This window comes from Galbitalea sp. SE-J8, from assembly GCF_030345695.1.
Classification (GTDB): Bacteria; Actinomycetota; Actinomycetes; order Actinomycetales; family Microbacteriaceae; genus JAUASV01.
The window spans coordinates 89093-114260 of sequence record NZ_JAUASV010000003.1 but is presented as its reverse complement, the minus strand read 5'-3'; the positions used below and the strand labels follow the sequence as shown (position 1 = coordinate 114260).

Sequence of the window (25168 nt, the reverse complement as noted above, 5' to 3'; positions counted from 1 at the left end):
TCGCGCCGACCCGCCGGATCGAGGATGGGACGGACGGCGAAGGAGGTCGAGGCGTGACCGGCAGGTGCATCGTGGGGTTCGACGGCAGCGGGCCGAGCGAGCGGGCGCTCGCGTGGGCCGTGCGCCGGACGCGCGCGGTGCCCGCGCCGCTGCGTCTGCTGCGCGTCGCCACCGCCGCCGACCGGGACACCGCATCGACCGCGCTCGACGCCGTCGTGGACCGGGTGCGCTCCGCGCAGCCGGGGCTCGAGGTCGACGCCCGCGTGGTCGGGCCGGCCGCGGGCGGCGGGTCCGTCGCGGACGCGATCGCGCGCGCCACCGGACCGGACGACCTGCTCGTGATCGGCACCCACCAGCATCCGTTCCCCCGAGGCGGGGTCGCGCGGAGCCGGGCCTGGGACATCGCGAGCGCCGTCGGGTGCCCCGTGGTCGTCGTGCCCGACGTCGACGTGCGCCTGCGATCGGGCATCGTCGTCGGCATCGACCAGCGCTCGTCCGGGGCGCGGCTCGCCCGGGTCGCGGCGGCGGAGGCCGGTCGGCGCGGCGACGAGCTGCTCGTCGTGCAGTCGGTGGGCTCCCGCCGGCCCGCGCGCCCGGCGCGCGAGGGGCTCGCGATCGAGGACGCCGTCGCGGGCGCGCGCGACTCGGCGCCGGGGGTCGTGGTGTCATCCGCCGTCGTGCACGGCGAGCCGGCCCGCGCCCTGCTGCACGCTGCCCGGGATCGCGCGCTGCTCGTCGTCGGCGAGAGCACGACGCCGGATGCCGGTGCCGTCGCGACCCCCGTGCTGCGCGACGTGCTCACCGGAATCTCGTCGCCCGTGCTCGTCGCGCGCGGTGCCCTCGCCGGGTTCCCCGCGTTCGCCGCCGCGGCCGATACCCTGGGATGAGGATCGGTCCGCACGTCCGGTCGGTAGCCGAAGGGACACCGGTGAGCTCGTCGCCCTCGCAGCAGGAGCCGCTCTCGTTCGCGGACGTGCCGCGCGGCGACCTCGACCGGGCGCTCGACGAGCTCGTCGCGCAGGCCCAGCTCGTGCTGCGCACCCAGGGCCGGCTGCGCGCGCTGCTGCGCGCCAACCAGGCCGTCGTCGAGCAGCTCGAGCTCACCGCGGTGCTGCGTCGCATCGTCGACGCCGCCGTCGAACTCGTCGGCGCGCAGTACGGCGCGCTCGGCGTCATCTCCCCGCTCGGCGGCCTGGAGGAGTTCCTGCACGTCGGGATGAGCGACGAGCTCGCGGAGCGCATCGGCCACCTGCCCGAGGGGCACGGGCTGCTCGGCGCCCTGATCGACGATCCGTCGCCCATCCGCATCCGGCACCTCGCCGAGGACCCGCGCTCGGTGGGCTTCCCCCGCGACCACCCGCCCATGGACAGCTTCCTCGGCGTTCCCGTGCGGGTCGGCGAGGAGGTCTTCGGCAACCTGTACCTCACGAACCGCATCGGCGGCCCGTTCACCCCGGAGGACGAGCAGCTCGTCGCCTCCCTCGCCGCCACCGCGGGGTTCGCCATCGAGAACGCGCGGCTGTTCGCGGAGACCGAGCGGCGCCGGGCCTGGGCCGCGGCCGCCGCCGACGTGACCGCGGCGATGCTCTCCGCGGAGCAGGACGACGCGCTCGCGATCCTCACCGAGCACGTGCTCGAGCTCGCCGAGGCGGATACGGTCGCGGTCATCGTCGACGACGGCGCCGACCTGCGCGTCGCGGCGTCCGCGGGAGCGGGTGCCGACCTGGCGGGCGCGCGCGTGCCGCGGCAGGGGTCCCTCGCCGCCGAGCTCATCGCGGACGCCCGTCCGGCCCTCGTCGACGACGCGTCCGGGCGCGCGCGGCCGCTCGGCGACGGGCGGGCGATCGGACCGGTGCTCGGCGTGCCGTTCCACGCGGCGGGCTCGCCCGACGGCGTGCTCGTCGTGGCGCGCGCGAGCGGGCGCGCCCGGTTCGCGCGATCCGACCTGGAGATGGCCACCGACTTCGCCGGGCGGGCGAGCATCGCGCTCGAGCTGCTGCGGGCGAAGGCCGCGCAGCAGTCGATGCTGCTCGCCGAGGACCGCGGCCGCATCGCCCGCGACCTGCACGACCACGTCATCCAGCAGCTGTTCGGCAGCGGGCTGGAGCTGCAGAGCATCGCCGGGTCGATCGAGTCGACCGAGATCGCGCGCCGCCTCGTGCCGGTCGTGGGGCGGCTCGACGACGCCATCGCGCAGATCCGCACGGTGATCTTCGCGCTCACGCCGCCCACCCGGTCGAGCCGGGACGGCATCCGTCACCGGCTCATCGAGCTCGCGAGCGAGCTCGCGTCGGCGCTGCCCGCGGCGCCCTCGGTGTCGTTCGCGGGGCCGGTGGACCTCGCGATCGCCGGGGACCTCGCCGACACCGTGCTCGCGGTCGCGCGCGAGGCGCTCACGAACGCGGCCAAGCACGCCCGGGCCGACCACACGGCGCTCTCGCTCACGGTGACCGACGACGCCGTCGTGCTCGAGATCGCCGACGACGGCGTCGGCATCCGCAGCGACCGGCGCAGCGGGCTCGCGAACCTCGAGGAGCGGGCGGTGCGCCGCGGCGGCTCGCTCACCGTGGCGACCGGGGAGTCCGGCACGACCCTGACCTGGATCGTGCCGATCACGGAGGAGGACCAGTGACCGAGCCCATCCGCGTGTTCCTCGTCGACGATCACGAGATCGTGCGCCGGGGCATCTCCGAGCTGCTCGACGCGACGCCCGACCTCGAGGTCGTCGGCGAGGCGTCGACCGCGGCACAGGCCGTGTCGCGCATCGTCGCGACCGCCCCGGACGTCGCGCTGCTCGACGTGCGGCTGCCCGACGGCAGCGGCATCGACGTGTGCCGCGAGGTGCGGTCGCGGCTGACCGACGTGCGCTGCCTCATGCTCACCGCCTACGACGACGAGGAGGCGATGTCGTCGGCGATCGTCGCGGGCGCCGCCGGATACGTGCTCAAGGACATCCGCGGCGAGACGCTGCTCGACTCGATCCGCCGCGTGGCCGCGGGCGCGAGCCTGATGAACCCGGTGCTCACGCGCCGGCTCGTGGAACGGATGCGCGCCGACGTGCCCGCCGACGCCCGCCTCGGCGCACTGAGCGCCCGCGAGCACCAGATCCTCGAGCTCGTGGCGCGCGGGCTGACCAACCGGCAGATCGGCGAGGAGCTGCGCATCGCCGAGAAGACGGTCAAGAACTACGTGTCGTCGATCCTCGCGAAGCTCGGTCTCGAGCGGCGCACCCAGGCGGCCGCGGTGCAGCTCGGCGGCCGGCTCGACCGCGGCCGCTGACCCGGCCGGCCGGCGCGCACGCCCGGGACGCGGGACCAATGGCCCCCTCGGCGATCGAGACGCTCGCGACGCTTGACGGGTGACCACGAACTCCTCCCCCAGCGCATCGTCCGTCGGCGCCCGCCGCCTCGCATCCGCGGACCAGTGGGACTCGCTCAAGCGCGCCTACCGGATGCGCACCGCGCACGCCCGCTCCACCCCGGCCTCGGCCGGCCAGTCGACGTCGATCGGCGCCGCGAGCGACGAGGGCCCCGACGCCGCGTAGTGCCGGACGTCGGGACGTCGTCAGCTCACGTAGCACTTCTTCGCGACGTTGTAGGCCGGGTCGCCGCCGAAGTTCGACGCGACGCACTGCACCGACCCGGTGAACGTGCCGTAGTTGAACGACCCGTCCGCCCCGAACGCCACGCTCCGCGTGCCGCTGAACGTGCACGTGCCGAACTCGTTCGCGCACTCCGTGTACCCGGCCGGACCGCCCGACCCGCCCGAGATCGTGAACGTCGCCGACGCGACCGCCGAGTCCGTCGCGCCCGACTTCAGCGCGATCGCCTTGATCGTCGTCGTCGATGTCACCGCGATCGGCCCCGAGTACAGTGTCGACGACGACGACGGCGTCGACCCGTCCGTCGTGTACCGGATGCTCGCCCCGCTCGTCGACGACGACAGCGACACCGACTGCGCCGACGAGAACGTGCCCCCCGCCGGACTGAACGTCGGCGCCGCCACCGTCACCGGCGCCGAGCTCTGGTAGAAGCACTTCTTCTGCCGGTTCGGCGCCGGGTCCGTGCCGCCGAAGCTGGACGCGGCGCACTGCACCGACCCGGTGAACGTGCCGTAGTCGAACGACCCGTCCGCCCCGAACGCCACGCTCCGCGTGCCGCTGAACGTGCACGTGCCGAACTCGCCCGCGCAGTAGGTGTAGCCGCTCGGCCCTCCCGTGGTGTCCGTCACGTCCAGGTAGGCGACGGCCAGCGGCGAGTCGGCCACGCCGGACCGCACGGTGATCGCCTTGACGGTCGCCGTCGACGACACGGTGAACGAGCCGGTGTAGGTCGGCGACGACGTCGTCGGCAGGGTGCCGTCGATCGTGTAGTGCACGGTTCCCCCGCTCGCGGGCGCGGAGATCGTCACGGTCTTGGGCTCCGAGTACGCGCCCGATCCGGGAGCGATCACCGGCTTGTCGGCGCGCGCAATGCTCGACGGCACGTAGAAGCAGCGCTTCTGCGTGCCCGGTGCCGGGTCGCCGCCGAAGGTGCGGTCGTCGCACCGGGTGCGCCGATCGAACACCGCCGAGTAGTACGAGCCGTTCGCGCCGTAGTACACCGTCGCGATCCCGGGGAACGCGCACACCGCGTCCTGGAACCCGCACGATGTCGACCCGGCCGGCCCGTCCGCGGCGGACAGGATGCGATACAGGCGCTGTGCGGTGCCCGAGGCCGTGAGCCCGGCGGCGAACGCCTTGGCCTTGATCACGCGTGTCGAGCTCACGGTGAGCGGGCCGCCGTACAGCGGAGAGCTCGCGGTCGGCGTCGTGCCGTCGATCGTGTACCGGATGCTCGCGCCGCTCGTCGCGGTGCTGATGGTCACCGTGCGACTGCCCGCATAGGTGCCCTGCGCGAGATCGAACTCGGGCAGATCGACCGTGCCGGCCACGTGCGCCGGGTTCACGAGCACGAGCGCGATCCCCGAGACGGACGGATCGGCGGTGCTCGTCGCACGGATCGCGATGCGACGGGGCTCGGTCACGGTCGGCGCCGTGAACGCTCCGGCGCTCGTCACGCTGCCGTTCCCGGACCCGACGACGCTCCAGTCGACGCCCCCGCTGACGTCGATGACGGATGCGCCCAGCTGCACCGTCGAGCCGCTCGTGGTGGTCGCGCTCGTCGGGCTGACCGCGATCTGCCCCTGCGGCGCGAGCGTCGTGTACACGATGACGTTCCGCTGCGCGCTCACGCCGCCGTCGGTGAAGCTCGATCCCGTGCTGAAGCTGCCGGATGCGGCGGGCAGCAGCGCGTTCGGCTCGGGGGTGACGTCCTCGTTGTACACGAAGCGGCGGAACGTCTTGCCGACCGCGGTGCCGGAGAAGCCGACCGTGAGCGCGCGCGCATCCGTGCCCTCGTTCGTCTCGACGACGACCGTGTAGTCGCCGCCGGGAGTCGTGAAGGCCGCCGCGCGCACGTCATCCGAGTCCGTGCTCGTGGAGACCACCTGGCTGTGCGCGGGGATGTAGCGCTCGAGCAGTCCCGCCTCGTAGTACCGCGGGTTGGGGCTCGCCGCGGTGAGCAGGGTGTCCCACAGCGTGTACGTGTCGTTGGTGTCGGTCTCCTCCTGCGGATCCTCGAGCCACACGCCGTTGAGCTGCCAGACGAGCGCGGCCGACAGCCCCTCGTTGGCGCCCTTGATGACGTAGTTCGCGTAGCCGGCATCCCACCAGCTGTCGTAGGTGCCCTGGAAGCCGAACTCGCTGAGCACGAGCGGTTTGGAGCCGACCGCGTCGCGGCGGCTCGAGATCTCGGTGCTCAGACTCGAGTAGGTGCCGCCGTAGACGTGGAAGCTGTACGCGTCGAAGACGTCGTCGGCGTGATCGGCCATGTACTGCGTCCACGGCAGCGAGTTCCACTCCTCGGGACCCCAGATCTTCACGAGGTTCCGCCGCCCGTCGGCGACGAGCCGGTTGTGCACCGCCCGCGCCATCGACGCGTAGTAGCCCACCTCGTCGCTCGGCGCGGCGAAGTCCCACGAGCCGTTCGGCTCGTTGTAGAACGTGAGGTAGGCGATGTTGCTGTAGCCGCGCACCGTGATGAGCTGGTCGAGCAGTGCCGACGCGCCCGCCGCGAAGTCGGAGAGGTCGGCGGGTGCGCTGATGTCCGGCGGCACCCCCGGCAGGTCGTACCAGCTCTGGATGTCGCGGCCGACCTTCCAGCCGTAGTTGAGCTCGATCTCGGTGCCGGCCGCCTGGAGCGCGTCGAGATACTGGTAGAACGCCTGCATCTTCGTGGTGGTCCACGAGTAGGTGCCCTTCGCCGTCTCGAACCAGTCCGGCTGGAACCAGAGCCGCGCCACCTTCGGCTTGAGCGTCTGGATGCGCTTCTGGTCCATCTGCCAGTACGCGTCGTCGTAGCCGAGCGACCGGTTGTTCGGCATGAGCGCCGACGGGATGATGTCGACCCCGACGCCGTAGAAGTCGGGATTGACCACCTGGCTCGGCTGCACCGTGATGGTGCTCGCGGTCGCCGCCGACGCGGGCTGCGCCGGCGCGACCGCGGGGATCAGCGCGCCGCCCAGGAGGCCGACCGCGAGCAGGTGAGCCCAGCGGATGTTCTTCATCGAACCACATCCTCACGCGATGGATCAGGAGCGAGACAACGTTGGACTCACTGCTGCCGAGACTGTAGGCGTCGAACCGGGACGGCGTCAAGAGGTCCGGCTAGCGGGCCGGCGGCTCGACTGTGTACGGTGAGGCAACGTTGTCTCACCGGAGGTCGTCGTGCCCCTTTCCCCGTCCGCCCACCGCGATAGCGACGATCTGGCGACCCGCCTGGCGTACGCGCACGACGCGTCGCACTTCCGGCTCGTGCCGGCGCGGGTCGTCATCGCCGAGGACGCCGAAGACGTCGCGCGGGTGCTGAGGGCGAGCGCGGCCGACGGCCGCGCCGTCACGTTCCGCTCCGGCGGCACGAGCCTGTCCGGCCAGGCGAGCGGGCGCGGGACCATCGTCGACGTGCGCCGCGAGTTCCGCCGCATCGTGATCTCCCCCGACGGCGCGCGCGTCACGGCCCAGCCCGGCGCGACCGTGCGCCAGGTCAACGCGCGGCTCGCGAAGCACGCCCGCCGGCTCGGGCCGGATCCGGCGAGCGAGATCGCCTGCACGGTGGGCGGCGTCATCGCCAACAACTCGAGCGGCATGGCGTGCGGCACGCACGCGAACGCCTACGCGACGCTCGACTCGATGGTCGTCGTGCTCGCGAGCGGCACGATCATCGACTCGGCGGCCGACGACGCCGACGAGACGCTCCGCCGCGCGGAGCCCGCGCTGCACGCCGGCCTCGCCGACCTGCGCGCGCGGCTGCTCGCGCGCCCCGACCTCGTCGCCGAGGTGCGGCGGCAGTACGCCATCAAGAACACCATGGGCTACGGCCTGAACGCCCTCCTCGACCACGAGCGCCCGGTCGACATCCTGACCCACCTCCTCGTCGGCAGCGAGGGCACCCTCGGCTTCGTGGCGAGCGTCACGTTCCGCACCGTGCCGGCGCCGTCGCACGTCGCGACCGCGCTCCTCGTCTTCCCCGACCTGCGCAGCGCGGCCGGGGCGCTGCCCGCGCTCGTCGCCACCGGGCTCACCACCGTCGAGCTCATGGACGCGACCTCGCTCCGCGTCGCCGGGCGCTCGGACGCGCCCGCCGCGATCGCCGACCTCGAGGTGCACGAGCACGCGGCCCTGCTCATCGAGCACCAGCGCGAGTCCGCCGACGAGCTCGCGCGCGCGGTCACCGCGACCGAGCGGATGCTGGGCGCGCTCCCGCTGACGCAGCCGGTGGCGTTCACCGCCGACCCGGCCGAGCGCGCCGCCCTCTGGCACACCAGGAAGGGCCTGTACGCGACGATCGCCGGCGCGCGGCCGAGCGGCACCACCGCGCTGCTCGAGGACATCGCCGTCCCCGCCGACCAGCTGCTCGCCACCTGCGAGGGGCTCGTCGGGCTGTTCGAGCGCCACGGCTACCGGGACGCCGTGGTGTTCGGGCACGCCAAGGACGGCAACCTGCACTTCATGCTGACCGAGCGATTCGACGACCCGCTCGAGGTCGAGCGCTACCGCGGGTTCACCGAGGACCTCGTCGACCTTGTCCTCGGCCACGGCGGCTCGCTCAAGGCGGAGCACGGCACCGGACGGGTGATGGCCCCGTTCGTGCGCCGGCAGTTCGGCGACGAGCTCTACGCGCTCATGCGCGAGATCAAGTCCCTCGTCGACCCCGCGGCCGTGCTCAACCCGGGCGTGCTGCTCGACGACGACCCGGAGTCGTACCTGCGCGATCTCGACACGGCGTCGACCGTCGAGCCCGAGGTCGACCGGTGCGTCGAGTGCGGCTACTGCGAACCGGGCTGCCCGAGTCGCGACCTCACGCTCACGCCGCGCCAGCGGATCGTGCTGCGCCGCGAGCGCGCCGCGGCCGAGGGTCGCGGCGATCAGGCGACGGTGCGCGCGATCGACGCCTCGTACCGCTACGACGGCGTCGACACCTGCGCGGTCGACGGCATGTGCGCGGTCGCCTGCCCCGTGGGCATCAACACGGGCGACCTGGTGCGCCGCCTGCGCCACACGGCGCAGAAGCCCCTGGAAGAGACGGCCTGGGACGCCGCGGCGCGCGGCTGGGGCGCGGTGGTGCCCACGGCATCCCTCGCCCTGACCGTCGCCGACCGCGCACCGGCGCCGCTCGTCACCGCGGTGACGGACGTCGCGCGGAGCGTGCTCGGCGCCGACACCGTGCCGCGCTACGACGCCGGCCTGCCGCCCGGCGGGCCGCGCCGGCGGCCGACGACCGCTCACGACGCCCGCGCCGACGCCGCGAGCGCCGTGCTGCTGCCGGCGTGCGTGGGCAGCATGTTCGGCACCGAGGACGACACGCCCGGCGCGAGCGCGGCACTGCGCGCCCTCGCCGACCGGGCCGGCGTCGCGCTCGTGATCCCCGACGACGTCGCCGGCCTGTGCTGCGGCACGCCGTGGAAGTCCAAGGGCCACGACCGCGGCTACGAGCGGATGTCGTCCCGGGTCCGCGCGTCGCTCGCGCGCGCATCCGGGGGCGGCGCCATCCCGATCCTCACGGATGCGGCCTCGTGCACCGAGGGCCTCGTGACCATGCACGAGCGCGCCGGGGACGACGACGCCCGCATCCTCGACGCGGTCGAGTTCGCCGCGACCGTGCTGCTGCCCCGCCTCACGGTGCGGCGGCGCCTCGGCTCGCTCGCCCTGCATCCGACCTGCTCGACCACGAGACTGGGCGCCGACGGGGCGCTGCGGGCGCTCGCCGCGGCGATCGCCGACGAGGTGCACGTGCCGGCCGACTGGGGCTGCTGCGCGTTCGCGGGCGATCGCGGCCTGCTGCACCCGGAGCTCACGGCGTCGGCGACCCGGGCCGAGGCCGCCGAGGTCGGGGAGCGGTCGTTCGACGCCTACGCGTCGGCGAACCGCACCTGCGAGATCGGGATGCGCCGGGCGGCGGGCTCGCCGTACCGGCACATCCTCGAGCTCCTCGACGAGGCGACGCGCCCCTGACCCGGCGTCAGACCGGTGCGACCGCTCGTCCCTCGGCGTGCGCGCGCAGGGCGGCCCGCGCCATCCGGTGGCTCGCGAGCGCCTCGCGCGGCGACGCGCACGCGAAGCGGTCGGCGAGCTCCCCCGCCCACTCGGCCAGGAACGAGGCCCACATCTGCAGGATCGCGTCCGAGAACCCGGTGCCGAAGATGCCCCCGGTCACGGTCGGCCAGGCCGACTGACTGCCCACCTCGATGCGCTGCCAGCTCTGCTCCGACCCCGAGCCCGGCACGTCGATCACGCGGAACAGCTCGACGCCGATCGGGTCGGCGGTGGAGAAGCGCACGCCGCCGTCGAGCCCCTCGACCTCGAACAGCCAGGTGTTCTTGTTCCCGGGAGCGATGCGCTTCGTCTCCACGTCGAGCACGAACTCGCCGAGCTCGTGCTCGACCGGCCCGCGGAGCGCCGCGTTGTCCCAGGTGTCGCACGGCACGAGCGTGCCGTCGGGGCCGGGACGCTCGGGCACGATGTCCTGCAGCGCAGCGCTCAGCACGCGCGGCGTCCAGCCGAGGCGCAACGGCAGGTGCCAGGCGTGCAGGCCGAGATCGTTCATCACCCCGGCCTCGCCGCAGAACCGGGCCTGACGCTTCCAGTTGATCGGCTTCGTCACGTCGAGGTCGCTCGAGTGCAGGAAGGCGCTGCGGGCGCGGATGATGCGCCCGACCGCCCCGGAGGCGAGGTAGCGGAGCGCCGCCTGCGCGCCGGGGAAGAACGGCATCTCGCTCGAGCAGCGCACGAAGGCGCCGGTGTCGTCGATCGCCTCGACGATGCGCTCGGCCGTGCCCTCGTCGATGCCGAACGGCTTCTCGGCGAGCAGCGCCTTGCCCGCCCGCACGGTGTCGACGTAGAGCTGCTCGTGCAGGTCGTGGCGCACCGCGACGTAGACGACGTCGACGCGGTCGTCGGCGAGCAGGTCGTGGTAGTCGGTGACGAGCGACTCGACCGAGCCGATCTGCTCGAACCAGGGCAGCACGGCCGGGTTCAGGTCGCACACCGCGCGCAGCCGCGGGCGCACCGGGTGGTCGACGAGGGCCGGCCAGCGCTCGAGGGCCGCGGCGATCTCGCGGCCCATCAGGCCGCCGCCGATGATGCCGATGCCGACCTCGCGCGCGCTCACGCGGCCGCCCCCTCGACGATCGCGAGCGCGGAGTCGACGCTCGCGCCCTCGTGCAGGATCGCGAGCAGGGCGCGGGTGATCGCGGTGGGCGACGGATGCTGGATGATGTTGCGCCCGTAGACGATGCCGCGCGCGCCCTGGTCGAGCACCGCGACGGTGCGCTCGAGCAGCGTGCGGTCGTCGACCCGGCCGCCGCCGCGCACGAGCACCGGGGTGTCGCCCGCGACCTCGATGACGCGGTGGTAGTCCTCGATGTCGTCCGTCGGGTCGGCCTTGATCAGGTCGGCGCCGAGCTCGCGCGCCTGGCGCACGAGCGTCGTGATCTTCGCGGTGTCGCCGTCGACGAGGTATCCCCCGGCGTCGCCGCCGCGCATCACGAGCGGCTCGATCATGAGCGGGATGCCGTAGCGCGTGGCCTCCCGGCGCAGCGCCATGATCGACAGGATGCCGGCCTCGCGCACCTCGGGACGGTCCGGCAGCTGCATGAGGTTCACGCACACGGCGACGGCGTCGAGGCGCACCGCCTCCTCGATGGCGTGCGGGAGGTGGTGGCTGAACAGGTGCGGGTCGAGCGGTCGTCCGTAGACGTTCGCGACGTCCGTCCGCAGCACGAGCGCGGGCTTGTCCTTGCCGGGCACGCGCTGCAGCAGCCGCGCCTGGCCGGCGGTGAGCTGGATCGCGTCGGGGCCGGCGGCCACGAGCGCCGCGACCACGGCATCCATGTTCTCGATCCCGGTGAGGAACGAGGGCTCCCCGAAGAAGCCGTGGTCGACGGCGACGTCGAGAGCGCGGCCGGATCGGGGATCGAAGAGTCTGTTGAGGCGGAACGGCGTCATTGCGGTGGGGTCCTTCGTCGTACGGAATCGGACCTCGGCGGCCGTTCGCGATCACGAACGGTTTGCCGCCGGGCCGAATCCACACTAATCTCACTGAGACAACGTTGTCCAGTGGAGGGAACGCCGTGACCATCGTCATCGTCGCAGGCCACGTCTGCCTCGACCTCGCGCCCGATCTGCGCGACTCGCCCGCCGCGCCGGACGAGTCGTACCTGCGCCCCGGCCACCTCATCGAGGTCGGATCGATGGGCTGCAGCGCCGGCGGATCGGTCGCCAACACCGGCCGCGAGCTGCAGCGCCTGGGCGTCGCGGTGACGGCGGTCGGGCGCGTCGGCGACGACGCGCTCGCCGCGAGCCTGCGCGACGTGCTCGACGCGGACGGCATCGACGCCTCCGGCCTCGCGGTCGACGCCGACTCGTCCACCTCGTACTCGATCGTCGTCGAGCCGCCGGGGCGGGATCGCACGTTCTGGCACCACATCGGCGCCAACGCGCGGTTCACGGGCGACGAGGTCGATCCGCGCGGCGCGGCGCTCGTGCACCTCGGGTACCCCTCGCTGCTTCCCGCCACGCTCGCCCACGGCGGCGCCCCGATCGCCCGGCTGTTCGAGCGCGCCCGCCGGGCCGGCGCCACGACCTCGCTCGACCTCGCCGTCGTCGACTCCGAGTCGTCGGCGGCGCGCACCGACTGGCGCGCACTGCTCGCGTCGATCGCCCCGGTCACCGACATCCTCAGCCCGAGCTTCGACGACCTGTCGTCGGCGCTGCGCCTCGGCGAGCCCTACTCGCCCGCCCGGGCGGAGGCGCTCGTCGACGAGCTGCTGGCGGCCGGCGTCGGCGTGGTCGCGATCTCGGCGGGGGCCGGCGGACTGCACCTGGGCGCCGCATCCGTCGAACGCCTGCTCGCCGCCGGGCCCGTGCTCGCCGGCCTCGCTCACGACTGGGCGGGGCGGCGCCTGCACCGCCCCGCGGTGAGCGCTCCCGACGCACGATCGACGAACGGCGCCGGGGACGCCTCCACGGCGGGGCTGCTCGCGGCGATGCTGCGCGGCGAGAGCGCCGAGCGCGCCATGCGGCTCGCGCAGGACAGCGCCCTGCACGCCATGGGCGCGGTGAGCGGGGTGTCGGCATGAGCGCGTCGACGACGGATGTCGTGCTGCTGCCCTCGAACCGCCCGCCCGAGCGCTTCTACCGCGGCGGGGCCGGCATCGCCCGGTTCCGCGGCGAGCCGGACGCGGGCGAGCGCGTGCCCGAGGACTGGGTGGCCTCGACGACGACCCTCGCGGGCGAGGCGCGCCTCGGGCTCACGACGCTGCCCGACGGGCGCACGCTCGCCGCGGCGGTCGCCCAGCAGCCGGAGCGCTGGCTCGGTCCCGAGCACGTGGCCGCGTTCGGCGCCGACACCCGGCTGCTCGTGAAGCTGCTCGACGCGGGCGAGCGACTGCCGGTGCACGCCCACCCGGACGACGCGTTCGCCGCCCGCACCCTCGGCCGCGCCCACGGCAAGGCGGAGGCCTGGTACCTGCTGAGCGGCGGCGAGATCCACCTCGGCCTCGAGCACGAGCTGCCGCGCGCCGAGCTGGAGGCGCTCGTCGCGGCGCAGGACACCGAGGCGCTCCTGGCGCGGCTGCACCGGCGCCGCGTCGACGCCGGTGACGTCGTGTTCGTGCCGCCGGGCGTGCTGCACGCGATCGGCGCCGGCATCCTGCTCGTCGAGCTGCAGCAGCCCGAGGACCTGTCGATCCTCGTGGAGTGGCGCGACTTCGCGCTCGACGGGGCGCGCGACGGTCACCTCGGTCTCGGCTTCGACGTCGCGCTCGACGCGATCGAGCTGCGCGCCCGGTCCGCTGCGGAGCTCGACGAGCTGGTGCGCCCGGCCGGCGAGGGCGGCTCGGTGCTTCCCGCGGCATCCAACCGGTATTTCCGGCTCGAGCACCGGATCGGCCCCGACCCGGTGCTCGAGCCGGGATTCGCGGTCGTCGTCGTGCTGCGGGGCGCGTTCCGCCTCGGCGACGACGGGCCCGCGCTGCCCGCCGGCAGCACGGCGCTCGTGCCGTGGAGCGCGGGCCCCGCCCGCCTCGTCGGCGACGGCGAGGTGCTCGTCTGCCGCCCGCCCGCACCGCGCTGACGCGGCCCGGCTCGGGCCCGCTCGATACGATGGGGCGGATCGCGACGGCGCGGTCGAGGGATCGAGGGGGCACGGATGGCGCGGAGCGAGCGACCGACCATGGTCGACGTCGCCGCCGACGCGGGCGTGAGCCTCAAGACCGTGTCCCGCGTGATCAACCTGGTGCCCACGGTCGATCCGGCGCTCGCGGAGCGGGTGCAGGCGTCCATGGAACGCCTCGGCTTCCGGCGCAACATGGTCGCCGCGAACCTGCGCGCCGGCAAGTCCGACCTCATCGGGCTCGTCACCGCCGACCTGTCGAACGCGTTCTACACCACCATCGCGAGCGGCGTCTCGCGCGTCGCGGTCGAGAACGGCTACCAGGTGATGATGGCGAGCTCGGAGGAGAGCGCCGACACCGAGCGCACCCTCGCGCTCGACCTGTGCCAGCGCCGCGCCGGGGGGCTCCTCGTGGTGCCGACCCGCGCCGATCACGCCTATCTCGCGGCCGAGATCCGGCTCGGCACGCCCGTCGTCTTCATCGACCGCCCGGCCGAGGGCCTCGAGGCGGATGCGGTGCTCATCGACAACCGCGGCGGCGCGGCCGCGGCGATCGCCGACCTCGTCGCCCGCGGACACCGCCGGATCGGCCTGCTGCTCGATGCGCTCGCGATCTTCACGATGACCGAGCGGCTCGAGGGGGCGCGGGCCGCGTTCGCCGAGGCCGGCCTCGAGGCCGACATCATCGTCACCGACCTGCACCGTCCCGCGCAGGCCGCGGAAGCGGCATCCGCGCTGCTCGCGTCGGCGGACCCGCCGACCGCGCTGTTCTGCGCCAACAACCGCATCACGGTCGGCGCGGTCGAGGCCATCCTGCGGGCTGGCTCCGCGGTGGACGTCGCGGGCTTCGACGACTTCGAGGTGTCGCACCTGCTGCCGTTCGAGGTGCTCATCGTCGACTACGACACCCGGGCTCTCGGCGAGCGCGCGGCCGAGCTGCTGCTGCGCCGGATGGACGGCGACGACTCGCCGCTCGAGCGCGTGCTGCTGCCCACCGAGCTCGTGCGACGCGGCGGCGCCCTGGTCTGACGCCGACGGCCTTGCTGCGGCACCCCGGGCTCGGCTACTGTGATCCGAGTCCTACGTTGTCTCGCCGGGTTCCCGGCCCTCGTCGGGCGAGCGCGGCGCGGCGCCCACTCGTTCGGCGGACGCGATCCGGGACGGGTGGAGACGAGGACGATGACGACCGTGCGCATCGACACGCGCCGCGTGCTGCACCGGGACTTCCTCGGGGTGGGCGTCGACGTCATCCCCGTCGCGCTCATGCCCGCCAATCGCGCGCACGGCTACACCGAGGCGCACTGGGAGGTCGATCGCGATCGCATCGCGCGGCTGAGGCCCGCCGTGGCCCGGGTGTGGTTCCAGACCGACTGGATCGAGACGAGCCCGGGCGGGTACGACGCCGAATCGCCGGCGATGCGCGCGCTCTACCCGTATCTCGACGCCCTGCGCGACGCGGGCACGGAGGTCGTGCTCAACGTCGGCTGGAAGGTCGGCCGGGCGATCCAGCCCTGGTTCGCCCTCCCGGGCACCGAGGCGCGCATCAGCGCCCCGGCCGACCTCGACGGCTTCGCGGCGCTCGCCTCGCACCTGGTCGGGGAGCTCGTCGCGACCCGCGGGTACGCGAACGTGCGGTTCCTGGCCTTCTACAACGAGCCGAACGGCGACTGGGACTTCGACGCACCCGGCGACCAGCAGGCGTACTACGCCGCCATGGTGCGCGCCGTGCACGACCGGCTCGTCGCCGACGGCCGGCGCGGCCTCGTCGGCCTGTGGGGACCCGAGGAGGTCGACGCACCCGAGTGGACGGCCCGCATGGACGAGCTCGCCGGCGACGTGTTCGACGCGTACAGCTTCCACGTCTACGGCGGCGACCACGACTCCCTCGCGGGCGAGATCGCCGCGCGGCGCGATGTCGCGTCCGGGCATCCGCTCGTGCTCAGCGAGTTCGGCTTCCCGGGCGAGGGCGACAGCGGCTTCGCGGGCGGCTACACCGGGCACGTGATGACGGCGGCCGCCGAGGGGCTGCGCGCCGCGCTCGTCTGGCAGCTCAACGGGGTGTGGACCGAGGACCCCGACGAGTCCGTCGACACGAACGGCGCGTACACGCTGTGGGACTCGTCGGCGATCGCCGACGCTCCCCGCCCGCGCTACTACGAGGTGGGCCTGCTCACGCGCTTCGTGCCGCGGCACAGCGACGTGCTCGCGACCGCCACCGACTCCCCCGCGGTGCGCGCCGCCGCGTTCCGGGGGCCCGACGGCGAGATCGCCATCGTCGTCGAGTCGGCGGGCGGGGACGGCGCGGACGGCATCCGCGTCGAGGTCGACGGCGCACGCCTGCCCCGGATGCGGCTGCTCACCCACACGGATGCCGTCGCGCCCGATCCCGCGGCGCTGCTGCCCCGCCCGGTCGCCCGGTTCGAGCCGGGCGCGGCGCTCGGTCACACCGCCGGCCCGGGACGCGTCGTCGCGGTCTACACGAGCGCGCCCGAGGTTCCGCAAGCGGCGGTCGAGCCGGCTCGCGCCGAGCTGTCCGCGGGGCAGACGCTCGCCTTCCACGCCGAGCTGTTCGGCGCCGACCTCCCCGGGGACGCGGGCGCGATCGACTGGTCGGTGCCGGCCGGGCCGCACGGCATCGACACCGGCCCCATCGACGGCGCCCCCATCGACACCGGCGCGACCGACACGGGCGCCATCGGGGCCGACGGCGTGTTCCGCGCTCCGCGCGTCGACGCTCCCGTCTCGCTCGCGATCCGCGCCGCAGCGGCCGCCGATCCGGAGCGCACGGGCGCCGCGATCGTGCGCATCCGTGCCGTCCCGGTCACGCGCGTCCTGCTCGTCGGCGCGGGGTTCTGGGCCGGCTACCAGCTCGACGCCTGGCTGCAGACCGGCGCGGTGCACTGCGTCGGCGTGTGCGACCCCGATCCCGGGGCGGCGGCGCTCGCGGCCCGCTGCGGCGCACCGGTCTTCGCGACGCTCGATGCGGCCATCGCGGCCCTCGGACCCGACGCGATCGACCTCGTCGACATCGTGACGCCGCCCTCGACCCACCGCGCGCTCATCGAGCGCGCCGTCGCCGCGGGGATCCCGGTGGCCTGCCAGAAACCGCTCGCCGACGACCTCGACGACGTGCGGGCCATCGGCGCCCTGGCCGCCGCAGCCCCGACGCCCGTGCTCGTGCACGAGAACTGGCGCTGGCAGCGGCCGATCCGCGCGCTCGCCGCCGAGCTGCCGAGCATCGGCGAGCCGTTCCGCGGCCTCATCCGCTACAACTCGAGCTTCCCGGTCTTCGCCAACCAGCCGGCGCTGCGCCGCGAGCCCCGGTTCATCCTGCTCGACATGGGCCCGCACCTGTTCGACGTCGCGCGATTCCTGCTCGGCGATCCGAGCGAGGTGTACGCCCGCACCGCGAGCGTCGCGCCCGGCATCGCCGGGGAGGACGTCGCGACGGTCGTGCTCGGCTACGCCTCGGGCCTGACCGTCACGGTCGAGCTGAGCTACGCGAGCCGCGGGATCGCCGACCGCTTCCCCGAGACGCTCATCACGATCGAGGGCGACGCGGGCACGGTCGAGCTCGGCCCCGACCACACGGTGACGCGCACGACCGCCGCGGGACGGGTGACCCGGCGGCATCCGCCCGGACGCTACGCGTGGAGCGTCGACCCGTACACGCTCGTGCAGGATGCGATCGTCGCGTGCAACGGCCACCTCGCCGCGGCCGCCGCCGGACTGACGGCCGCCGAGACCCCCGCGGCCGACAACGCCCGCACGCTCGAGCTCGTCTTCGCGGCGTACGAATCGGCGCGCACGGGCGCCCCCGTGGCCGTGAGCCCGGAGGCGGTCGGATCGTGACCCGCCCGAGCATCGACCTCGCGTTCTACGGGGACGACTTCACCGGGTCCACCGACGTCATGGACGCGGGACGCCGCCGTCGCGGGCGTGCCGGCCGAGCGCCACGCCGAGCAGCATCCGGAGCTCGCGCGCGCTCGACCGGTTCGCGTGAGCGACCGTCCGGGCGGCCGTCCGGGTCAGCGGTACCAGAGCGTCGCGTTCGGCGGGACGACGCCGGCGTCCATCCCCGGGGCGGAGCCGAGGATGCGCTCGCCGATCTCGACGCTCACGGCAGCGTCGCCGAAGTTCGTGAAGCACCGCCATCCGTTCGGGTGCGCGAAGTGCAGCGCGCCCTCCGGGGCGTCGAGCCAGGCGATGTCGCCGCTCGGGTCGAGCAGGGCGCGGCAGCGGATCGCGGCGCGGTAGAGGTTGAGCGTGCTCTCCGGGTCGGCGTCCTGCGTCGCGACGGCGAGGTCGCGGAACGCCTCCGGCAGCGGCAGCCACGGCGTCGCGGTGCTGAAGCCGAGGTGCTCGCCCGTCGCATCCCAGGGCAGCGGAACCCGGGCGCCGTCGCGGCCCTTCTGCGCCCCGTCCGTGCGCAGCCAGATCGGGTCGTGGAGCTGCTCGGGGGCGAGGTCGGACACCTCCGGCAGCGCCAGCTCGTCGCCCTGGTAGACGTACACCGATCCGGGCAGCGCGAGCATGAGCAGCGCCGCGGCGCGGGCGCGGGCCGTGCCGAGGGCGCGATCGGGCGCGGGGTCCGCTCCCCCGCCGAGCAGCCACGCGTCGAGGTCGATGCCCGCGGGCAGCGCGTACCGCGTGGTGTGGCGCACGATGTCGTGGTTGGACAGCACCCAGGTCGTGGTCGCGGCCGTGCGGCGGGCCGACTCGAGCCCGTTCTCGATGACGGCGCGGAACTGGCCGGCATCCCAGGCAGCGGTGGACAGCTCGAAGTTGAACGCCTGGCCGAGGCTCGTGCTCCGCGCGTAGCGCCACACCCGCGCGGGCGGCGCCCACGACTCCGCGACGGCCATCAGCGGCGGCGAGTAGCTGTCGAAGAGCTCCCGCCACTCCCGGTAGATGTCGTCGAGCTCGTCCCGGTCATAGAGCGGGTCGGTGCCGTCCAGCGGCAGCGCGCGGTCGAGGTTCGGCTGGCTCCGCAGCGGCTCGCTGAGGTCCTTCGCGAGGCCGTGGGCGACGTCGACGCGGAAGCCGTCGACCCCGAGGTCCCCCCAGAACCGGAGCGTGCGGATGAGGTCGGCCCGCACCTCGGGATTGCCCCAGTTCAGGTCGGGCTGCTCCGGCGCGAACAGGTGCAGGTACCACTGACCGTCGGGCAGCCGGGCCCAGGCGCTGCCGCCGAAGTGCGATCGCCAGTCGGACGGCGGCTCGGCGCCGTCCGGCCCGGTGCCGTCGCGGAAGACGTACCGATCGCGCTCCGGCGACCCGGCCGGCGCGGCGAGCGCCCGCTGGAACCACTCGTGCTGGTCCGAGGTGTGGTTGGGCACGATGTCCACGATGATCTTCAACCCGCGGGCGTGGGCGCCCTCGATGAGCGCGCGGATGCCGTCGGTCGTGCCCAGGCGCGGGTCGACGGCACGGTGGTCGCTCACGTCGTAGCCGCCGTCGGCGAGCGGCGACGGGTAGAACGGGCTCAGCCAGATCGCGTCCACGCCGAGCTCGACGAGGTAGTCGAGCCGGGAGCGGATGCCGTCGATGTCGCCGAGACCGTCGCCGTCGCTGTCCGCGAAGCTGCGCGGGTAGATCTGGTAGACGACGGCGTGCCGCCACCAGTCGTCGGAACGCGTGCGGTCGGGCGTGGGCGCGGGCATGGTGTGGGTCATCCCTTGACGGATCCTTGGAGGAGAGCGCGGACGAAGTGGCGTTGCAGCACGAGGAAGACGACGATCGTCGGGACCATGATCAGCAGCGCCCCCGCATTGAGGAGCACCAGGTCCGAGCCGTACTTGCCGACGAAGCTCTGCAGCGCGACCGACGCCGTGCGCTTGTCCGGGTCGCGCACGAGCACGATCGCCAGCAGGAACTGGTTCCAGGTCGACAGGAACAGCAGGAGCGAGAGCGACGCGACGGCGGGGATCGCGAGCGGCAGCTGGATGCGCGTGAACGCGGTCCAGGGACCGGCGCCGTCCATGTTCGCGGCCTCCGACAGCTCACCGGGGATGCCCGCGAAGTGCGCCCGCATCCAGAACACCGCGAACGGCATGTTGATGCCGATGAGCGGCAGGATGAGCGCGAAGTAGCTGTCGAGCAGTCCCATCCCGCGGATCTGGTAGTAGAGCGGGATGACGATGACCTCGACCGGGAGGGTGAGCCCGATGAGCAGCAGGACGTAGAAGATCCGGCCGCCCGGGATGCGCAGTTGGGCGATCGCGTAGCCGGCCATCGTGGAGATGAGCACGGCGACGGGCACCACGCCGAACACGTAGATCGCGCTCGAGCTCAGCAGGTTCACGAAGTTCACGGCGGTGAACGCCGCGGCGAAGTTCTCCCAGTGCGGGTGGCTGGGCCAGCTGATCCCCTCCGGGATGGTGCCCTGCGGCTGCAGCGCCGCCGACAGCATGCTCACGATGGGGAAGACGCAGAACAGCATCGCGGCGAGGAGCAGCGCGACCCCGGGGATGCGCGCGCCGATCGAGGTCTTCATGAGCGCTCCCGGAACAGACGTTGGATGGGGCCGACGACGATGAGCACGAGCAGCATGAGCACGATGGCGAGCGCGGAGGCCAGCCCGACCCGGTTCTGCGTGAAGCCGAGCAGGTAGATCTCGACGCCCGGCACGGTCGTCGCCTTGCCCGGACCGCCCTGCGTGGCGAGGAACACGACGTCGAAGCTCGCGAGCGCGGCGATCGTCGTGATCGTGATGCACACGCCGATCTCGGCGCGCAGACCCGGCAGAGTGACGGAGAACAGCTCGCGCCACCAGCCGGCGCCGTCCAGGCGCACCGCCTCGTAGAGCGACGCGTCGATCTTGCCGATGCCCGCGAGCAGCAGCACGGTGCACAGCCCGAGGCTCAGCCAGGTCCCGATGATGCCGACCGCGGGCAGCGCCCAGTCGAAGTCGCCGAGCCAGGGCCGGGCGACGTCGCCGAGCCCGACGAACCGCAGGAACTGGTTGAGCGCGCCGTCGTTCGAGTAGATCCAGGTCCAGGCGACGGCGGCACCGGCCGCGGGGATGATCTGCGGCAGGAACAGGAACACGCGGGCGGTGGCGCTCACCGCCCTCGACCGGATGTCGCGGATCAGGGTCGCCGTGACGAGCCCGCCCGCGACGGGGATCAGGCTGAAGAAGATGATGAACACGAACGAGTGGATGACGGCGGCCAGCAGGTCCGGATCGGTGAACACGCGCACGTAGTTGCCGATGCCGACCCAGGTCGACGCGCCGATGCCGTTCCAGTCGTAGAACGAGTACTGGATGGTCGAGGCCAGCGGGGCGAGCACGAAGACCGCGTACATGATCGCCGCGGGCAGCGCGAACAGCCAGCCGAGCCACCGGAGTCCGAGGCTGCGGCCCCGCCGCCGGCGGCCGGGCCGGGCAGAGCGCTGCTCTGCCCGGCCCGCCGCGGCGGCGGCGACGATCTCGGAGGCGTTGCCGTCGATGGTGCTCATCGTCCGAGTTCGTCCTCGTAGGCCTTCTGGATGTTCGCAAGGAACTGCTTCGGGGTGATCTGGTCGCCGAACAGCGACTGGGTCTGCGGCACCCACGCGGAGTTGTTGATGCCGCTCGTCGCGTTCTGCACGAACGGCACCAGTCCGCCGTCGGCCGAGACGGCGTCGAAGACGCTGACGAGCGACTCGGTCACCGAGCCGGACTCGGTCGGCACCGAGCTGCCGGTGCTCAGCGGGATGTTGCCGTTCGCGAGCACGATCTCGCGGGCGGCGTCGCTGCGCAGCCAGTTGAGGAACGCGGCGGCCTCGTTCGGGTGCGCGCTCCGCGCCGAGATGCCGATCGTCGCGCTGTTGTAGACGGCGGTCTTGACGCCGTCGGCGCCGTCGGTGGGCGGGGCGATGAACCCGTAGGAGTCGGGCGCGGCGGCCTTCGCGAGGATCGGGTTGGCCCAGCTGCCCTGCATCATGAAGAGCGCCTCGCCGTCGGCGAACCGGGAGTAGGACGCGTCCTGCGTGGTCGAGTTCACGTCGGCGTTGAAGTAGCCGGCGTCGATCCAGGCCTTCAGCTTCTCGGCGGCGGTGAGCGCCGCGGGCGTGTCGATGCTCGCGTCGTCCGCGCGGTACACCCAGTCCGAGACCGGCTCCGCGCCCGCGTAGGCGTCGAGGAGGTTCTGGAAGGCGGCCGTGCCGAGGCCGAGCTGGCCGGCGGCGATGATCGGCGTGATGCCGGCGGCCTTGGCCTTCGCGAGCGCGGCCTCGAACTCGTCGATCGTGGCCGGGAGGGTGGTCAGCCCGATCTGGTCGGCGAGCTTCTTGTTGTAGTACACGCCGCTGAAGACGAAGCCGTAGGGCACGCCGTACAGCGACCCGGAGCCCTGCTTCAGGTCGTCGGAGACGCGCGCCGCGGCGAGCTGCGTGCCGAGGTCGTCCCACCCGTAGGCCTTCTCGTAGCCGTCGAGGTCGAGGAAGAGCCCGTCGGTGACCTCGTCGACGATGGAGGTGCTCTGCGCGAGGTCGGGGGCGTTGTCGCTCGACAGCGTGCGCGGCAGGTTCTGCGCGTGCACGTTGTCGGGGTCGTAGCTGCCGGTGATCGTGATGTTCGGGAAGTCCTTCTCGAACCCGGCGATGAGGGCGTCGTCGACGCCCTGCAGTCCCTGCCCGTCGTACAGGGTCAGCTCGACCTTGTCGGCGCCGACGTCGGTGCTGACCGGAACGGATGTGGTCGGTGCGCCACCGGACGATCCGGGGGCGCACCCCGCGAGACCGAGGACGGACCCGATGGCGATCGCCGTGACGGCGATGGCGGGGATGGTTCTAGCCGACGTGCCAGCCGGCCCACGACGCTGTGGCATTGCATGTACTCCTTTGTGCCGCTCTCCCCCGGTGCGGACTCGCACCGGCTTGGAAACGCTTCCGCATCATCATCCGAATATCGCGCCGCGATGTCAAGAAAACGCCGTGAGCGGCAACGAAAACGCTTCCATTCGCATCCGAGCGCCGTGGGATCGGGTACTCTCCGGGTCATGTCCATGGCGCGCCCCCCCGTGAACATGTCCGACGTCGCGGCGCGCGCGGGCGTGGGGATGGCGACGGTATCGCGGGCGCTCAAGGGCGCGCCGGGCGTGTCCGAGGCGACGCGCGAGCGGGTGCGCGCGATCGCGCAGGAGATCGGCTACGTGGTCTCCCCCGAGGCGTCCCGGCTCGCCCGTGGCGAGACCGGCCGGATCGCCGTCGTCGTGTCGCACCTGTCGCGCTGGTTCTTCGCGGAGATGCTCGACGCGATCGAGACGACGCTCCGGGCGGCGGAGCTCGACATCCTGCTCTACCAGGTGCCGGATGCGCGCAGCAGGCACGCGTTCTTCGAGGAGCTGCCGGCGCGGCGCAAGGTCGACGCCGTCATCGTGGTCGGGCTCCCCGTCGACCCGCGCGAGCAGCGACAGCTCGAGTCGATGGGCGTGCACATCGTGGCCGCCGGCGGCCAGACCGCCGGCTTCCCGTACGTGCGCATCGACGACGAGGAGGCGTCGCGGCTCGCGATCGACCACCTCATCGCGCTCGGCCACACGCGCATCGGCATGATCGAGGCGATCAACCCGGACACGCCGGACTGGCCGGTCCGGCTCGGCCGGTCGGAGGGCTACCACGCCGCGGTCCGCGAGGCGGGCATCGACGACGATCCGGACCTCGTCGTGCGCGTGCCCTGGGGCGGGGAGTTCGGGGCGGAGGCGATGGGAGCGCTGCTCGGGCTGCGGCATCCGCCCACGGCGGTCTACGCCCACTCCGACGAGATCGCCCTCGGCGCGATGCGCACCCTGCGCCGCCTCGGCCTGGACGTGCCCGGCGACCTGTCGATCGTGGGCATCGACGACCACCCGCTCGCCGAGCTCTGCGACCTCACGACGATCGGCCAGTCCGTCGCCGAGCAGGGGCGGATCGCGGCACGGATGACGCTCGACCTCGTGCACGGACGCGCGGTCGAGAGCGCGACGATCCCGGTCGCGCTGATCGTGAGGCGCAGCACGCGGCGCCTCTGACCCCGTGACGACCGAGCCCCGCGACGATCCGTCGTCGCACGGGGTCGGGCGTTCACGCGGCGATCTCGAGCACCCAGTCCTCGGTCGTGGGGGTCGCGCCGAGGGCGTCGCCGTGCAGCGTCCACGTGCCGTCGGCGACGCGGATCGAGAACTCGCGGACGACGCTGCCGCTCCCCGGGTCGACCCATCGCGCCGCGTGCGCACCGCCGCGCAGTCCGGAGACGGTGAGCGCGCTCGTGCCGCGACCCTCGGGATCGGTCGCGGGCGAGGGCAGGTACAGCACGACGGTCCCGTCCGGCGCCTCGGCGGCGAACACGGCTGCGCCCGTCGCCCGCACGCGATCGGGCGACGGGCGCAGCGGCCAGCGGCCGCGGTCGACGAGCGCGCGCGCCGCGCTGCCCAGCTGCGCGGCGCCGGGATATCCGGCGGCCTGCCGCCAGTCCCCGCGACCCCAGCGGCGACCGAGGTCGTCCGGGGCGCCGCGGTCGAAGCCCCACAGCCCCTGCGCGCCGTATCCGTGCCCCGCGGCACCCGACAGCAGGTGCGTCCAGAACAGCGCGCGCTGCACGTCCTGCCAGCTCGACCCCATGATCCCCTCGTAGCAGACCTCGTCGTTGAGCACGGGCAGCTCCGGGTGCTCGGCGCGCACCCGCTCGAGCACGCCGAGACTCGGCGCGATCGAGGGCACGCCGGCGTGCGAGGTCTGCAGCATGACGAAGTCGAGCAGCCCGGCATCCACCATGTCGGTCGAGGCGAGGTGGCCGACGCCGGCAGACGGATGCACCGTGAGCGGCCGGTGGTACGGATCGGCAGAACGGATGTCGCGCATCACCCGCTGCCATCCCTCGCGCAGGCGCGCGATGCTCTCGGGCACGCCGGCGGAGCCGAGCAGCGAGTAGTGCGGCATGAGCGCCTCTCCCGCGGCGCACCACACCACGGGCAGGTGCGCGAACCGGGCGACGAGTGCGCGCCAGTGCGCGAGCATGGCGTCCAGTCCGATCGTCTCGAGGTGGTATCCCCACGCGCCGAGCACGCACGGCACGAGGCCCGCGTCGACGAGCATCCGCAGACGACGCTCGGCGACGTCGAGGTAGCCGGGGTTCGTCGAGCCGTCGGCCCGGAACACCGGCCCGCCGGCGTTGCCCTGCCGCACGTCGTCGAGATCCGCGTCGCTGCCGGGGCCGACGACGAGCTGCACGACGGTGAAGCCCTGCGCTGCCCGCTGCCGGGCGAGCCGCTCGACGTCGTCGTCGCCGATGAGGCCGCTCGCACCCCACCACCAGGTGTCGGAGAGCCACAGGAACGGCGACCCGTCGTCGCGCACGAAGCGGTCCCCCGCGACGCGCACCGCGCGGGCCGGAACGGGGCCGTCGGCTGAGCTCGTCATCGGTCCGATCGTAGTCGAAGACAACGTAGGTCTGGACAACGTTGTCTTCTCTCATTACGCTGACGAAACCGTCCCCG

18 protein-coding genes are annotated in these 25168 nt (G+C 73.4%); 10 read left to right on the top strand and 8 right to left on the bottom strand.

Going from position 1 to position 25168, the window contains the following annotated elements:
- Positions 1-53: 53 nt before the first annotated feature.
- The 4 genes from QT381_RS03525 to QT381_RS03510 all read left to right on the top strand — a co-directional run bounded on the left by QT381_RS03525 (position 54) and on the right by QT381_RS03510 (position 3544).
- Positions 54-887, top strand: a complete 834-nt coding sequence (locus tag QT381_RS03525; RefSeq protein ID WP_289247348.1) for a universal stress protein — start codon at positions 54-56, stop codon at positions 885-887.
- A gap of 41 nt (positions 888-928) precedes the next feature.
- Entirely contained in the window at positions 929-2632 is a 1704-nt protein-coding gene (locus QT381_RS03520; protein ID WP_289247347.1) for a sensor histidine kinase, read from the top strand.
- Positions 2629-3279: a response regulator gene (locus QT381_RS03515; RefSeq protein ID WP_289247346.1), complete on the top strand. Its 651-nt coding sequence runs from the start codon at positions 2629-2631 to the stop codon at positions 3277-3279. Before QT381_RS03520 ends, QT381_RS03515 begins: the two co-directional genes overlap by 4 nt.
- Before the next feature lie 79 nt (positions 3280-3358).
- On the top strand, positions 3359-3544 hold the full coding sequence (locus QT381_RS03510; protein ID WP_289247345.1) for a hypothetical protein: 186 nt from the start codon (positions 3359-3361) through the stop codon (positions 3542-3544).
- A 20-nt stretch (positions 3545-3564) separates the two neighbouring features.
- Here QT381_RS03510 and QT381_RS03505 read toward each other — a convergent pair whose 3' ends face one another.
- Positions 3565-6606, bottom strand: a complete 3042-nt coding sequence (locus tag QT381_RS03505) for a chitobiase/beta-hexosaminidase C-terminal domain-containing protein (protein ID WP_289247344.1) — start codon at positions 6604-6606, stop codon at positions 3565-3567.
- Between the two features lie 160 nt (positions 6607-6766).
- On the opposite strand from QT381_RS03505, the gene QT381_RS03500 reads away from it, so the two are divergent.
- Positions 6767-9550, top strand: coding sequence for an FAD-binding and (Fe-S)-binding domain-containing protein (locus QT381_RS03500; protein ID WP_289247343.1), 2784 nt, complete (start codon positions 6767-6769; stop codon positions 9548-9550).
- 7 nt (positions 9551-9557) lie between these two features.
- Here QT381_RS03500 and QT381_RS03495 read toward each other — a convergent pair whose 3' ends face one another.
- On the bottom strand, positions 9558-10706 hold the full coding sequence (locus QT381_RS03495) for a Gfo/Idh/MocA family protein (protein ID WP_289247342.1): 1149 nt from the start codon (positions 10704-10706) through the stop codon (positions 9558-9560).
- Positions 10703-11542 carry a class I fructose-bisphosphate aldolase gene (locus QT381_RS03490; protein ID WP_289247341.1) on the bottom strand — a complete coding sequence of 280 codons (840 nt, stop codon included), beginning with the start codon at positions 11540-11542 and terminating at the stop codon, positions 10703-10705. The genes QT381_RS03495 and QT381_RS03490 overlap by 4 nt, the downstream gene beginning before the upstream one ends.
- Positions 11543-11667: 125 nt before the next feature.
- Between QT381_RS03490 and QT381_RS03485 the strand changes: the two genes are divergently transcribed.
- The 4 genes from QT381_RS03485 (at position 11668) to QT381_RS03470 (ending at position 17561) form a co-directional block, all read left to right on the top strand.
- On the top strand, positions 11668-12675 hold the full coding sequence (locus tag QT381_RS03485; protein ID WP_289247340.1) for a carbohydrate kinase family protein: 1008 nt from the start codon (positions 11668-11670) through the stop codon (positions 12673-12675).
- Entirely contained in the window at positions 12672-13670 is a 999-nt protein-coding gene (locus QT381_RS03480; protein WP_289247339.1) for a class I mannose-6-phosphate isomerase, read from the top strand. The genes QT381_RS03485 and QT381_RS03480 overlap by 4 nt, the downstream gene beginning before the upstream one ends.
- A 75-nt stretch (positions 13671-13745) precedes the next feature.
- Positions 13746-14738 (top strand): LacI family DNA-binding transcriptional regulator, encoded by a 993-nt coding sequence (locus QT381_RS03475; RefSeq protein WP_289247338.1) that lies wholly within the window; start codon positions 13746-13748, stop codon positions 14736-14738.
- Positions 14739-14888: 150 nt separating this feature from the next.
- Entirely contained in the window at positions 14889-17561 is a 2673-nt protein-coding gene (locus QT381_RS03470) for a Gfo/Idh/MocA family oxidoreductase (RefSeq protein ID WP_289247337.1), read from the top strand.
- 176 nt (positions 17562-17737) lie between these two features.
- Here the strand turns inward: QT381_RS03470 and QT381_RS03465 are convergent, their stop codons facing one another.
- From QT381_RS03465 to QT381_RS03450, 4 genes are read right to left on the bottom strand one after another with little or no spacing between them, the layout of a single operon-like run.
- On the bottom strand, positions 17738-19384 hold the full coding sequence (locus QT381_RS03465; protein ID WP_289247336.1) for a glycoside hydrolase family 13 protein: 1647 nt from the start codon (positions 19382-19384) through the stop codon (positions 17738-17740).
- A complete protein-coding gene (locus QT381_RS03460) occupies positions 19381-20205 on the bottom strand; it encodes a carbohydrate ABC transporter permease (RefSeq protein WP_289247335.1) in 825 nt (274 codons plus the stop codon). Before QT381_RS03460 ends, QT381_RS03465 begins: the two co-directional genes overlap by 4 nt.
- The gene (locus QT381_RS03455; protein ID WP_289247334.1) at positions 20202-21170 is read right to left on the bottom strand and encodes a carbohydrate ABC transporter permease; all 969 of its coding nucleotides are present in this window, start codon (positions 21168-21170) and stop codon (positions 20202-20204) included. The genes QT381_RS03460 and QT381_RS03455 overlap by 4 nt, the downstream gene beginning before the upstream one ends.
- Complete coding sequence (locus QT381_RS03450; RefSeq protein ID WP_289247333.1) at positions 21167-22522, bottom strand: ABC transporter substrate-binding protein; 1356 nt, start codon at positions 22520-22522, stop codon at positions 21167-21169. Before QT381_RS03450 ends, QT381_RS03455 begins: the two co-directional genes overlap by 4 nt.
- Positions 22523-22699: 177 nt before the next feature.
- Here QT381_RS03450 and QT381_RS03445 point away from each other — a divergent pair, with 177 nt between their 5' ends.
- Positions 22700-23704, top strand: coding sequence for a LacI family DNA-binding transcriptional regulator (locus tag QT381_RS03445; RefSeq protein WP_289247332.1), 1005 nt, complete (start codon positions 22700-22702; stop codon positions 23702-23704).
- A gap of 52 nt (positions 23705-23756) precedes the next feature.
- On the opposite strand, the gene QT381_RS03440 is transcribed toward QT381_RS03445, so the two are convergent.
- Entirely contained in the window at positions 23757-25091 is a 1335-nt protein-coding gene (locus QT381_RS03440) for an apiosidase-like domain-containing protein (RefSeq protein ID WP_289247331.1), read from the bottom strand.
- Positions 25092-25168: the final 77 nt, after the last annotated feature.